This window comes from Streptomyces purpurogeneiscleroticus, assembly GCF_020024005.1.
Taxonomy (GTDB): Bacteria; Actinomycetota; Actinomycetes; order Streptomycetales; family Streptomycetaceae; genus Streptomyces; species Streptomyces purpurogeneiscleroticus.
The window spans coordinates 1-12,560 of record NZ_NHSG01000396.1 but is presented as its reverse complement, the minus strand read 5'-3'; the positions used below and the strand labels follow the sequence as shown (position 1 = coordinate 12,560).

The 12,560-nt window shown below is 73.0% G+C and carries 14 protein-coding genes; 5 read left to right on the top strand and 9 right to left on the bottom strand.

All coding sequences use genetic code 11. The features are described 5' to 3' along the window. Positions 1-57: 57 nt before the first annotated feature. Positions 58-1,344 carry an amidohydrolase family protein gene (locus tag CCS38_RS29135; RefSeq protein ID WP_223736327.1) on the bottom strand — a complete coding sequence of 429 codons (1,287 nt, stop codon included), beginning with the start codon at positions 1,342-1,344 and terminating at the stop codon, positions 58-60. A 261-nt stretch (positions 1,345-1,605) separates the two neighbouring features. Here CCS38_RS29135 and CCS38_RS29130 point away from each other — a divergent pair, with 261 nt between their 5' ends. The 5 genes from CCS38_RS29130 to CCS38_RS29110 all read left to right on the top strand — a co-directional run bounded on the left by CCS38_RS29130 (position 1,606) and on the right by CCS38_RS29110 (position 6,528). Continuing rightward, positions 1,606-2,634, top strand: coding sequence for a DEDDh family exonuclease (locus CCS38_RS29130; protein ID WP_223736326.1), 1,029 nt, complete (start codon positions 1,606-1,608; stop codon positions 2,632-2,634). A 132-nt stretch (positions 2,635-2,766) separates the two neighbouring features. Then, positions 2,767-3,000, top strand: a complete 234-nt coding sequence (locus tag CCS38_RS29125; protein ID WP_223736325.1) for a metallothionein — start codon at positions 2,767-2,769, stop codon at positions 2,998-3,000. A gap of 45 nt (positions 3,001-3,045) precedes the next feature. Further along, positions 3,046-3,894 (top strand): SURF1 family cytochrome oxidase biogenesis protein, encoded by an 849-nt coding sequence (locus CCS38_RS29120; RefSeq protein WP_223736324.1) that lies wholly within the window; start codon positions 3,046-3,048, stop codon positions 3,892-3,894. Between the two features lie 41 nt (positions 3,895-3,935). Then, a complete protein-coding gene (locus tag CCS38_RS29115; RefSeq protein WP_223736323.1) occupies positions 3,936-5,768 on the top strand; it encodes a glycoside hydrolase family 15 protein in 1,833 nt (610 codons plus the stop codon). A 4-nt stretch (positions 5,769-5,772) separates the two neighbouring features. Then, positions 5,773-6,528, top strand: a complete 756-nt coding sequence (locus tag CCS38_RS29110) for an SDR family oxidoreductase (protein ID WP_223736322.1) — start codon at positions 5,773-5,775, stop codon at positions 6,526-6,528. A gap of 30 nt (positions 6,529-6,558) precedes the next feature. On the opposite strand, the gene amaP is transcribed toward CCS38_RS29110, so the two are convergent. The 8 genes from amaP to abc-f all read right to left on the bottom strand — a co-directional run bounded on the left by amaP (position 6,559) and on the right by abc-f (position 12,532). Further along, complete coding sequence (amaP, locus tag CCS38_RS29105) at positions 6,559-7,161, bottom strand: alkaline shock response membrane anchor protein AmaP (RefSeq protein ID WP_223736321.1); 603 nt, start codon at positions 7,159-7,161, stop codon at positions 6,559-6,561. A gap of 9 nt (positions 7,162-7,170) precedes the next feature. Then, a complete protein-coding gene (locus CCS38_RS29100; protein WP_223736320.1) occupies positions 7,171-7,836 on the bottom strand; it encodes a DUF6286 domain-containing protein in 666 nt (221 codons plus the stop codon). A gap of 34 nt (positions 7,837-7,870) precedes the next feature. Further along, a complete protein-coding gene (locus CCS38_RS29095) occupies positions 7,871-8,404 on the bottom strand; it encodes an Asp23/Gls24 family envelope stress response protein (protein WP_372457165.1) in 534 nt (177 codons plus the stop codon). Positions 8,405-8,407: 3 nt separating this feature from the next. Beyond that, positions 8,408-8,608, bottom strand: coding sequence for a hypothetical protein (locus CCS38_RS29090; RefSeq protein ID WP_223736319.1), 201 nt, complete (start codon positions 8,606-8,608; stop codon positions 8,408-8,410). 103 nt (positions 8,609-8,711) lie between these two features. Then, complete coding sequence (locus tag CCS38_RS29085) at positions 8,712-9,182, bottom strand: Asp23/Gls24 family envelope stress response protein (RefSeq protein ID WP_223736318.1); 471 nt, start codon at positions 9,180-9,182, stop codon at positions 8,712-8,714. Positions 9,183-9,388: 206 nt separating this feature from the next. Next, the gene (locus CCS38_RS29080; protein WP_223736317.1) at positions 9,389-10,177 is read right to left on the bottom strand and encodes an enoyl-CoA hydratase/isomerase family protein; all 789 of its coding nucleotides are present in this window, start codon (positions 10,175-10,177) and stop codon (positions 9,389-9,391) included. 130 nt (positions 10,178-10,307) lie between these two features. Beyond that, entirely contained in the window at positions 10,308-10,529 is a 222-nt protein-coding gene (locus CCS38_RS29075) for a helix-turn-helix domain-containing protein (protein WP_006606369.1), read from the bottom strand. A 404-nt stretch (positions 10,530-10,933) separates the two neighbouring features. Next, positions 10,934-12,532, bottom strand: coding sequence for a ribosomal protection-like ABC-F family protein (abc-f, locus tag CCS38_RS29070; protein ID WP_030264662.1), 1,599 nt, complete (start codon positions 12,530-12,532; stop codon positions 10,934-10,936). Between the last annotated feature and the right edge of the window lie 28 nt (positions 12,533-12,560).

Genomic DNA, 12,560 nt, shown 5'->3' with positions numbered 1-12,560 from the left:
TACCAACGAGTATCAAGAAATGTTACCGGCGGTACGCTCACGGGGTCCGGGCCCGCGTCACTCCCCCACCCCCACGAACGGGAAGTCGAAGCCGGTCAGCCAGTGCCGGCCGGTCTCCCGGGCACGCCGCCAGGACGCCTCGACGGGCGCCTGGTTGCGCGGCTGCCCCAGGTCGTCCGGCGTCGGCCCGATGCGGCGCGCGAGCGGCGCGAGCCGCCGCTTGTCGAAGCCGAAGACCTCGGCGGCCGACTCGCCCAGCATCCGGCGGGTCTCCCCCACCGGGATGTCGTGGAAGGCCCGGCGCAGCCACTCCCCCGTGTGCGGCCACGTGCCCTCCGGGTGCGGGAAGCCGGAACCCCACAGGATGTTGTCCACCCCGATCTCGTACCGCTGCGCCAGCTCGCGGCGCTGCGGCGCGGCGGCGCACACGAAGACCTGGCGGTCGAGGTACTCGTGCGGGGACCGCTTCAGCGCGGCGAACGGGGAGCACTTCTTGCCGCCGCGCGCGCCGAGGTAGAGCCGGTCCATGTGCCACAGCAGGTTCGGCAGCCACCAGCAGCCGGCCCCGGCGACCCCGAAGCGCAGCCCCGGGTGGCGTTCGAAGGCCCCGGACCACAGCAGGAACCAGAGCGGGCGGGCCGGCCACCAGGCGGCCTCGGACAGCTCGATGCCGAGGTGGCCGCCGTACTCGTGGCGGGGCGCGGCCCCCGCGTACGTGAGGACGGGCATCGCGGTCTCGGCGGCGGCCGCCCAGACGGGGTCGTACCGGCGGTCGTGGAACGGCGCCCCATCGGCCCACGTTGCCGGGATCAGCAGCGCGCCGAGCCCGGACTCCCGGGCCCGGTGGATCTCCGTGACCGTCTCGTCCACCTCGCCGGTGACGGGCAGCGCGGCGACGCCGCAGTGCCGCTCGGCGTCGGTGGCGCAGAACTCCGCGAGCCAGCGGTTGTACGCCCGGGCCCCCGCCATGCCCAGTTCGGGGTCCTGCCCTTCGGTGGCGTCCAGGCCCGCCCCGAAGGGTGCCGCGACACCGCCGTCCACGGGGTCCGTGTCGGGCAGTACGACCTCGGCGGCCACCCCGTCGCCGTCCAGCTCCTTGGCGCGCCGTGCGGGGTCCCAGCCGCCGCGCAGGCCCTCCTCGTTGTCCTCGTGCCACTTCATGGCGGAGGTCTCGTTCCGTATGCCGCGCCGGGCCGTTCGGGCGCGCCGGGCGTCCCGCTGCCCGAGGAAGTCGTCGAAGGCCCGGTGGTGCCCGGCCTCCAGATAGGGCCGGTACCGCTCGGCGGGCAGCCCGGCGTGGCAGTCGGCGGAGATGATCAGGTACGGGTCGGTCGGGTCCGTCATCGCGGCTCCTCGGTCGGTTCGGAAGGAAGCGTTCGAGGTGGTGCGCGTACGTGTCGTGCCCGTGCTGGAACAGGGTTACAGCGCGACCCCGCAAGAGGTAAAGAGACGCGCATCGGTCAAAACATGGATACCCAAGGACTCTGACGCCCTTTCAGGAAAATGAGGCGTACGGGGCGCACGATGCCCGAATCATCCCCAAGCGCGCATCCATCCGCCCCCACGGGGCATCGCTGTCAGTGCCGGCCCGTATCCTCATGGACCATGCTCGAAGACCGCACGGCAGCCGACCGCCCGCTCTCCCCGGAGATCGTGCGGCAGCCGGCCCCGCAGGAGGAACAGGCCGACTGGCCCAGCGCGTACCCGGAGGGGTATGCGGTGGTCGACGTGGAGACCACCGGCCTGGCCCGCGACGACCGGATCATCTCTGCCGCCGTGTATCAACTGGACGCCCGCGGCGAGGTCCAGGACCGCTGGTACACCCTCGTCAACCCCGAGCGCGACCCCGGCCCGGTCTGGATCCACGGCCTCACGACCGAGGTGCTGGCGGGCGCCCCGCTCTTCCCGGAGATCGTCCCCGAGCTGTCCCGCCGCCTGGACGGCCGCGTCCTCGTCGCGCACAACGCGATGTTCGACTGGTCGATGATCGCCCGCGAGTACGCCCGCGCGAAGGCCCAGGCACCCGTCCGCCAGCGGCTGTGCACGATCGCGCTCTCCAAGGAGCTGCGCCTCCCGCTGCCCAACCACAAGCTGGAGTCCCTCGCGGCGCACTACGGCGTCGTGCAGGAGCAGGCGCACCACGCGCTGGACGACGCCCGCGTCCTCGCCGAGGCGTTCCGGCCGAGCCTCCGGCTGGCCGCCGAGGGGAACCTCCGGCTGCCGCTGCTGGCCTGCCAGCCGCTGACCGAGTGGACCGACGCGCCGCGCCCGCCGGCGCAACGCTCCGGATACGGCTCGCCGTACCGCCCGACGACCTGGCGCCCCTCCCGCAAGCGCCCGGCCTGCCCGTATCCGAACCCCGGGCGGTACGAAGCGGGCGGCCGGCTCATGCAGGGGATGCGGGTCGCCTTCTCCGGCGACACCTCGGTGGACCGCGAGCTGCTGGAGGACCGCGCGATCGAGGCCGGCCTGCACGTCGCGACCAGCGTCTCCCGCCTGACCAGCCTCCTGGTCACCAACGACCCGGACTCCCCCACCTCCAAAACCGCCAAGGCCCGCTCCTTCGGCACCCCGGTCATCGACGAGCCCGCCTTCATGCAACTCCTCCAGGACGTCGCCCCGGCGAAGCCCTGAGGGCCCCGCAGGGGCCTTCAGGGGCGCGGGGAACTGCGCGAGCAACCACGACGGCGAGGCAGCCGGGTGAACCACCGCAACACACCCGGACGGGACTGGCCCGCCGGAAAACCGCGTCCCACTCTGGGGCGCATGGCACGTTGCGAGGTCTGCGGAAACGACTACGGCATGACGTTCGAGGTGCACGCGCAGGGCGCCGTGCACGTCTTCGACTGCTTCTCCTGCGCCATCCACCGCATGGCGCCCATCTGTGAGCACTGCCGGTGCCAGGTCATCGGCCACGGCGTCGAGGCGGACGGCCACTGGTACTGCTGCGCCCACTGCGCCCGCGCGGAGGGGAACGTGGGCATCGTCGACCGGGTCTGAGACCCGGGCGCAGGCGCCCAAAGCCTGACAGGTACCGTCAATACCGTGTACCGCTTCCTGTTGTCCCGGCAGTGGGTGATCCTCACCCTCTTGGGCCTCGTCCTGATCCCCGTCATGGTCAAGCTGGGCTACTGGCAGCTGCACCGCCATGAGCACAGGGTCGCGCAGAACGCCCAGATCGCCGAGGCGCTGCAGGCGAAGCCGGTGCCGGTCACCGACCTCGCGAAGCCGGGGCGCGACCTGCCGGAGGCGGACCGCTGGCACCCGGTGAAGGCCACGGGCCGGTACGACACCAAGGGCGAGGTCGTGGTGCGCAACCGCACCGCCGCCGACGAGCAGACCATCGGCTACTACGTCCTCACCCCGCTGCGGCTGACCGGCGGCGGCACCGTCCTGGTCAACCGCGGCTGGATCGCGCCCAGCGGCGGCGCGCTCACGACGTTCCCCGATGTGCCCCCGGCGCCGAAGGGGACGGTCACCGTCACCGGACGGGCGATCCCCGACGAGACCACCGCCGAGAGCGGGATCAAGGACACCAAGGGCCTCCCCGACCGCCAGGTCATGCTGATCAACAGCAAGCAGGCGGCCGAGCGGCTGCACCGCCCGGTACTCGGCGGCTACATCGAGCAGACCGCCCCCGAGCCCAAGGGCGGCAAGCCCGAGCTGGTCCCCGAGCCGGACCACGACAGCATCGGCCCGCACATGGCGTACGCCGTCCAATGGTGGCTGTTCGCCGCCGCCGTACCGGTCGGCTGGGTGATTCTCGTACGCCGCGAGCGCCGGGACCGCGCCGCTGCCGCCGCCACGGCCGACGACTCCGCCGCCCCGGCCGAACCGGAGCGGCCGCAGGAGACGGCCGGTTCTGCGGCCAAGGCGGCCGCGGCCAAGGACTAGCCCCGGCATAGCCACCTGCCCCACCGGGCAGTCGTCACAGCGTGCACCCACCTATCGAGGACTACGCGCTCATCGGGGACCTGCAGACCGCCGGGCTCGTCGGCCGCGACGGCTCCATCGACTGGCTGTGCCTGCCCCGCTTCGACTCCGCCGCCTGCTTCGCCGCTCTGCTCGGCAACCGGGACAACGGCCACTGGCGGCTCGCCCCCGCCGACCACCGCGCCCACAGCGAGCGGTCCTACCGGGGCGACTCGCTCGTCCTGGACACCGTCTGGACGACCGACACCGGGCGCGTGCGCGTCACGGACTTCATGCCGCAGCGCGACCGCGCCCCCGACGTCGTCCGCCTCGTCGAGGGCCTGGAGGGCAGCGTCGAGATGCGCGGCGTCCTGCGGCTGCGCTTCGACTACGGACGCGTCGTCCCCTGGGTGCGGCACGCCGGGGACTGCCGGGTCGCCGTCGCCGGGCCCGACTCCGTCTGGCTGCGCGCCGTGCCCGAGGTGACGACCTACGGCCAGGGCTTCAGTACCCGCTCCGACTTCACCGTCGAGGCCGGCGAGCAGGTCGCGTTCGTCCTCACCTGGCACCCCTCCCACGAGCCGCGCCCCGCCCGCATCGACCCGTACGAAGCGCTGCGCTGCACGCTGGACGACTGGGAGGAATGGTCGGCGCGGTGCTCGTACGACGGGCCGCACCGCGACGCCGTCGTCCGCTCCCTGATCACTCTGAAGGCGCTGACGTACGCGCCCACCGGCGGCATCGTCGCGGCCCCCACCACCTCGCTGCCCGAGGAGATCGGCGGCGTCCGCAACTGGGACTACCGCTACTGCTGGCTGCGCGACTCCACCCTCACCCTCAACGCGCTGCTCTCCGCCGGATACACCGAGGAGGCCGTGGCCTGGCGCGACTGGCTGCTGCGCGCGGTGGCCGGCTCCCCCGCCGACCTGCAGATCATGTACGGACTGGCGGGCGAGCGACGGCTCCCGGAGGCGGAGCTGCCCTGGCTGGAGGGCTACTCCGGCTCCCTCCCCGTCCGTATCGGCAACGCCGCCGTCGAACAGCTCCAGCTCGACGTCTACGGCGAGGTCCTGGACTCCCTGCACCTCGCCAAGGCCGCCGGAATGCCCGACAAACCGCACGCCTGGAACATCCAGCGCGCGCTGCTCGCCTTCCTCCGGAAGAACTGGCAGGAGCCGGACGAGGGCCTGTGGGAGGTCCGCGGCCCGCGCCGGCACTTCGTGCACTCCAAGGTCATGGCCTGGGTCGCCGTCGACCGCGCCATCCGCACCGCCGAGGAGCACCCGCACCTGAAGGCGGACCTGGACGCCTGGCGCGCGATGCGGGACGAGGTGCACCGCGAGGTGTGCGAGAAGGGGTACGACCCCGAGCGCGGGACGTTCACCCAGTACTACGGCTCGGAAGAGCTGGACGCGGCGACGCTCCTCATCCCGCGCGTCGGCTTCCTGCCGGGCGACGACCCGCGCGTCATCGGCACCGTCGACGCGGTCCGCCGGGAGCTCACACTCCCCCATGGCCCTAAGGGCATGGGAGGTACCCCCACCGGCCTGGTGCACCGCTACAGCACGCGGCGGGCCGACGGTCCCCACCACAAGACCGACGGGCTGCCGGGCCAGGAGGGCACCTTCCTGGTGTGCTCCTTCTGGCTCGCCGACGCGCTGTACCTCACCGGGCGGCAGAAGGAGGCCCGCGAGCTCTTCGACAGCCTCCTCGAACTCCGCACCGACCTCGGGCTGCTGGCCGAGGAGTACGACCCGGCGACCGGCTGCCAGCTCGGCAACTTCCCGCAGGCGTTCAGCCACGTCGGCCTGATCGGTACCGCCTTCACCCTGGCGGGGATGCTCAAGGCAGACTGATCCCATGGACCTTGGACTCACCGACCGTACGTACATCGTCACCGGCGCGACCCGCGGGCTGGGCCACGCCACGGCCAGTGCGCTCGTCGCCGACGGCGCGAACGTCGTACTCACCGGGCGCACGGAGGAAGCGGCCACCGACGCCGCGAAGCAGCTCGGCCCGCGCGCCCACGGCGTCGGCGCGGACAACGCCGACCCGGCCGCGGCCCAGCGCCTGGTGGACGCCGCCCGCGACCGATTCGGCGGCCTGGACGGCATCCTCATCAGCGTCGGCGGCCCGCCCCCGGGCAGCGCCGCCTCCAACACCGACGAGGAGTGGCAGGCCGCGTTCGACTCCGTCTTCCTCGGCGCGGTCCGGCTGGCCCGCACGGCCGCCCAGGCGCTCGGCGAGGGCGGCGTGATCGGCTTCGTCCTCTCCGGCTCCGTCCACGAGCCGATCCGCGGCCTCACCATCTCCAACGGACTCCGCCCCGGCCTCGCCGGCTTCGCCAAGTCGCTCTCCGTCGAGCTGGGCCCGCAGGGCATCCGCGTCCTCGGCGTCCTCCCCGGCCGCATCGCCACCGACCGGATGCAGCAGCTGGACGAGCTCTCGGGCGACGCGGAGGCGTCCCGCGCCCGCAACGCCGCGACGATCCCGCTGCGCCGCTACGGCACGCCGGAGGAATTCGGCCGCACCACCGCCTTCCTGCTCTCCCCCGCGGCGTCGTACGTCAACGGCGTCATGCTGCCCATCGACGGCGGCGCGCGGCACGGGTTCTGAACAGCCGGTACGTGAGCTCCCGCGCGGGCGTCAGCTGACCCGTTCGGCCCGGTGCCGGACGGCCCGCAGCCTGACCTCCGCCGGGAGTTCCGGCAGCCCCGTCGACTCGCGGGCGTGTGCCACCGCCTGCGTGCCGAGGAGCTCCACCACTCCTACCGGATCCGCGTGCGGTTCCAGCAGGAGCCGGGCCCGTACCCGGGGCTCGCGGCGCCGCCCCGTCAGATGCACGACGGCTCTGTGCACCCCTTCCGCGCTCTCCGCCTCGGCCGCGAGGACGTCTTCCAGGGCGCGCCCGCGCAGCAGTGCGCCCTCGCCGTCCCCGGTGTCGACCAGGACCTCGCGCAGCCGGCGGCCGCGGAACTGGGTCAGCAGCCACCAGAGGGCGAGCAGCAGCAGGACGGCGAGCGCGGCGAGCGCCACCGGCCACCACCAGCCCGTGCCCGTCCACCGCGTACGGTCCTCGGCCGGCAGCAGGACATCACCGGGCGCGGCCCACGGCCACCCCGCCGGCAGTCCGGCGCGCCACTCCGCCGGCAGCGCGCCGCCGAACAGCACCAGCCCGCCGGCGCCCAGCAGCACCAGCCCGGTCAGCCCGAGCAGCACACGGTTGACCGCCCGCCGTACCTGACGCATCGGCACCGCTCACCTCTTCCCCGGACGGCGTACGTGGACGGACAGGGCGAGCGGCCGGACCAGGCCGAGCCGCTCCAGGCCCTCGGCGAGCGCGGCGTCCACGTCGCCGCGCACCTCGTCCAGCTCGCGGAAGTGCGCGACGGCGCGCGCCCGCACCCGGCGGCGCGAAACCGTGATCCGTACGGACTGCACGCCCGCCACCTCCATGACGCGGTCACGCAGCACCAGCGCGGCGGCCGGGCGGTCCAGCCCGGCCCGTATGCCGGGCGTCGCGGGCCGCATCGTCAGGACGCCGCGCAGCCCGGGCGTCACCGCGAGCACGATCAGCCAGAGGCCCAGGGCCGCGGCGAGCGCCGCGGCGGCCAGCACCCAGGGGCTTTCCAGGGGGCGGGACGCCAGCTCGTCGGCGAGCCACCGGCGCCAGGCCATCGCCCGCTGCCCGGCCCGCACCGCGGCCACGTCGTACAGGAAGAGCCCGGCCAGCGCGAGCAGCACCAGCGCCACCAGCGCGGCCGGCACCCGCCGGGCCGACCAGAAGCGGCCGGCCCTGCCACCGCCGGTGCCGGAGGTGTACGCGGCGGCCGAGGCGGACTGCTCGGGCCCTTCCGGGCCGCCGGGTCCGCTCGGTGTCTTCTCCAGCGTCGGGAGCCGACGCGTCGTGTCCGGCTCGCTCATGTCCCGCGTCCCGTCGCACAGGTCACCGTACGTCTCATCGCACTCTCCCCTGCCCGGCCCGCTTGAGCTGCGGCGAGTGCAGGCGCGTCACCCGCACCGCCACCTCGGGCACCGTCATGCCCGCCAACGCCCATACCCGTTCGGTCACTTGCCGACGCACCGCGCCGCACTCCGCGCCGATGTCGCAGGGATACCCGAGCTCGACGGAGACCTGGACGTGTGCCTCGCCGAGGGTGTCCTGGCTGTTGTGCCGGCGCACCTCGACGGTGGCGCGGGCGTCATCGGGGCGGACGTCGCGGGGGCGGGTGCCGCTCTGCGGGGTGTCGCTCTGTGAGGTACCGCCCCGAGGTGTGCCCCGGTCCTGAGTGGCGTCACGGGCGGCCGGGTCGTCGGTGTACGGCGTGCCGGCGGCGTGTGCGCCGCTGTCGTCCCGCGGCACCCCGTCCGGTCCGCGCCGCAGCGCCTCCCGGGCCGCCTGGGCCGCGATCTTCGCGACCACCCGGTCGGCGACCCGTGTCGCTCCGCGCTGCCCCGGCTGGACGGCGGGCTGCGGGGTCGGTCCGGCCACGCCTCACCGCCGCCGGACGTCGCGTTCGCGGCCGCCCGCGCGGCGGAAGAACTCGCCGGGCTCCAGGTCCCCGTCCAGGAACCGCCCAGCCACGAACCCGACCGCGCCCAGCGCCGCCACCAGCAAGAAGGCACCGAAGCCGCCGAAGTACCCGGCGAAGCCCAGCGCCATGCCGGCCAACAGACCGGCCACGGCCATGCTCATCGTGCACTCCCTCGCTGCCATCCCGCCGGGATGGCGGTCGGACCACTGCCCTCGGACTGCTGTCGACCGTTACTGCTTCCGGGCCGCTGATGCTTCCTGGCCGCTATTGGAGCCTGGGCTCCTCTTCTTCCTCGTCCACTTCGTCCGGCAGCTTGACGTCGCTGACCGCGATGTTGACCTCGACGACCTCCAGGCCCGCCATCCGCTCGACCGCCGCGATGACGTTCTCCCGTACCGCCCTGGCCACCTCGGCGATCGCCACGCCGTACTCGACGACGATCTCCAGGTCCAGCGCCGTCTGCACCTCGCCGACCTCGGCCTTCACGCCGCGCGTGACGGACCGGCCGCCGGGCACCCGGTCGCGTACCGCACCGAACGTGCGGGCGAAGCCGCTGCCCATCGTGTGGACGCCCACGACATCCCGGGCCGCCATGCCCGCGATCTTCTCGACCACGCCGTCCGCGATGGTCGTGCGCCCTCGTGTCGCCGGGTCACCGCCGCCGCGCTTGGTCCCGAGGGTTTTGCGGGCAGCGCCCTCGCCCTGTGGCTGGCCGCTCTGTGCGGTGTCGCTCATCGCCATCGTCCCTTTCCGCGGAAGGAGCGGACGGAGCGGCACGGCCGGCGCCGCTCCGTGGCCCACATTAGGCGGGACCGGGGCAATGCGCCCCCGGGATACGCCGAGTGGATGAGGAACGACGCGGTCCCGCCCCTCGCGCACCGCCGCAGGGATACTTCCCGGTCAGGCGCCCCCGTTACTCCTCCGGCGTGCTGAGGCCGGCGTTACTCGCCCGCGCCCGCGAGGTCGCGGAGCCGGCGGCCCTGCGCCGCGCGTTCCGCCGCGCGCTGCTCGTCGAGCGAGCGCGTCGCGGCACCGGCCAGCAGGGCCTTGGTCTCGATGACGGCGTCCCTGGGCGCGGCGAGCAGCGCCGCCGCGAGATCCGTGACGGCGCCGTCGAGCTGATCGCCGGGCACCACGAGATTGGCGAGACCCGTGCGCTCGGCCTCTTCCGCGTGCACGTACCGCCCGGTGGCGCAGATCTCCAGCGCCCGGGCGTAGCCCACGAGATGGACGAGCGGCTTGGTGCCGGTGAGGTCCGGCACCAGGCCAAGGCTCGTCTCACGCATGGCGAACTGCACGTCCTGCGCGCACACGCGCAGGTCGCAGGCGAGCGCGAGCTGGAACCCGGCACCGATGGCGTGCCCCTGGACAGCGGCGACCGACACGATGTCGTTCCGCCGCCACCACGTGAACGCCTCTTGGTACTCGGCGATCAGCGCGTCCATCTCGTGCTCCGGGCCGCGCCCCATCTCCAGGAACGACGGCTCGCCCGCGAAGCCCTCGGGAGTGAATGCCTGCCGGTCCAGGCCGGCGGAGAAGGACTTGCCCTCGCCGCGCAGCACCACGACCCGCACACTCCCGGGCAGTTGCTGCCCCGCCTCGACCAGGGCCCGCCACAGGGCGGGCGACTGCGCGTTGCGCTTCGCAGGGTTGGTGAGGGTCACCGTGGCGACGGCGTCGTCAACGGTGAGCCGGACACCGTCCTTGTCGAGCAGGGTCAGGGAACTCATCGCGCGCCTCCGAGTCGGCCGTCGGCCACTGAACAGTAACCATGGAGTCTACTGAACAGTAACCACCCGGTCGATCGCTTCTTCGACCGGGTGGCACCGTCGGCTCTTCGGAGTCGCGGGCCGCCTCAGGTCAAGCCGAGGCGGCCTTCTTGCCCCTCGTGGCCCCGCCACGACCGCGCAGGACCACACCGGATTCGCTGAGCATCCGGTGCACGAATCCGTAGGAGCGGCCGGTTTCCTCGGCCAGCGCCCGGATGCTCGCTCCGGAGTCGTACTTCTTCTTCAGGTCTGCCGCGAGCTTCTCGCGCGCGGCGCCGGTAACCCGGCTGCCCTTCTTCAGAGTCTCGGCCACCCGTGCCTCCTCATGGGAAGTGCGCTCTGGACTCTCATGATCACCCCTCGCGCCCGTCCTGGCCACCCATTCGGCAAGGTCCGTAGGACATCGTTTGGCGCGCGCAGCGGCGCACGACCGCTCGGAATAACGCATTCCAAGGGCCTTACGTGGCCGCCTGCGCCGAGGCGTGCGAAGAAGGGCCAGGTCAGGGGGTGCGGGACGAAGTGCTGCGGAATCCGTAGCCGTCCGGCCCCGCCCGTCCGGCGCGCCGCGCCGGGTACGAGCCGTTCTCACTCAGATGATGGATCACCCGTCGGCCGAATGATCCATACCGCGTTGATCAAGATGCCCTACGGCCCGTGCCGCGCGGTGCCGGGCACCGCGGGCGGCCGGGCGGGCGCGGCACCGGGCGCCGCGGGCTATCAGGCGAGCGCCACCAGGTCCGCGTAATCCGGGCCCCACAGGTCCTCCACGCCGTCCGGCAGCATGATGATCCGCTCCGGCTCCAGGGCGTCCACGGCGCCCTCGTCGTGGGTCACCAGGACCACCGCGCCCTCGTATGTGCGCAGCGCCCCGAGGATCTCCTCGCGGCTGGCCGGGTCGAGGTTGTTGGTGGGCTCGTCCAGAAGGAGGACGTTGGCGGAGGAGACGACCAGGGTGGCGAGCGCCAGCCGGGTCTTCTCGCCGCCGGAGAGCACGCCGGCGGGCTTGTCCACGTCATCGCCCGAGAACAGGAAGGAGCCGAGGGTCTTGCGGACCTCCACGAGGTCCAGGTCCGGCGCCGCCGAGCGCATGTTCTCCAGGACCGTGCGGTCCGGGTCGAGCGTCTCGTGCTCCTGCGCGTAGTAGCCGAGCTTGAGGCCGTGACCGGGGGTGACCTGGCCGGTGTCGGGCTTCTCGGCCCCGGCGAGCAGCCGCAGCAGGGTCGTCTTGCCGGCGCCGTTGAGGCCGAGGATGACCACCCGGGAGCCCTTGTCGATGGCCAGGTCGACGTCGGTGAAGATCTCCAGCGAGCCGTACGACTTGGAGAGGCCCTCCGCGGTGAGCGGGGTCTTGCCGCACGGCGCGGGCTTCGGGAAGCGCAGCTTGGCGACCTTGTCGGACTGCCGCACCTCCTCCAGGCCCGAGAGCAGCTTCTCGGCGCGGCGGGCCATGTTCTGCGCGGCGACGGTCTTCGTCGCCTTGGCGCGCATCTTGTCCGCCTGGGTGTTCAGCGCGGCGGCCTTCTTCTCGGCGTTGGCGCGCTCGCGCTTGCGGCGCTTCTCGTCGGCCTCGCGCTGCTGCTGGTACAGCTTCCAGCCCATGTTGTAGACGTCGATCTGGGACCGGTTGGCGTCCAGGTAGAACACCTTGTTGACGACGGTCTCGACGAGGTCCACGTCGTGGGAGATGACGATGAAGCCGCCGCGGTAGGTCTTGAGGTAGTCCCGCAGCCAGACGATCGAGTCGGCGTCCAGGTGGTTGGTCGGCTCGTCCAGGAGGAGCGTGTCGGAGTCCGAGAAGAGGATCCGGGCCAGCTCGACGCGGCGGCGCTGACCACCGGAGAGGGTGTGCAGCGGCTGGGCGAGGACGCGGTCGGGCAGGCCGAGGCTGGCGCAGATGGTCGCGGCCTCCGCCTCGGCGGCGTACCCGCCCTTGGTGAGGAACTCCGTCTCCAGGCGCTCGTACTTCTTCATCGCGCGCTCACGGGTGGCGCCCTTGCCGCCCGCCATCCGGTCCTCGTTCTCGCGCATCTTGCGCAGGACCTCGTCCAGGCCGCGCGCGGAGAGCACGCGGTCGCGGGCGAGCACGTCCAGGTCGCCGGTGCGCGGGTCCTGCGGGAGGTAGCCGACCTCGCCGGAGCGGGTGACCGTGCCGGCGGCGGGGATGCCCTCGCCCGCCAGGACCTTGGTCAGGGTGGTCTTGCCCGCGCCGTTGCGGCCGACCAGGCCGATGCGGTCGCCCTTGGCGACACGGAACGAGGCGGACTCGATGAGGACTCGGGCGCCGGCGCGCAGCTCGAGACCGGAGGCGGTGATCACGGAAAGACTCCAGGGCGGGGTGGACGGC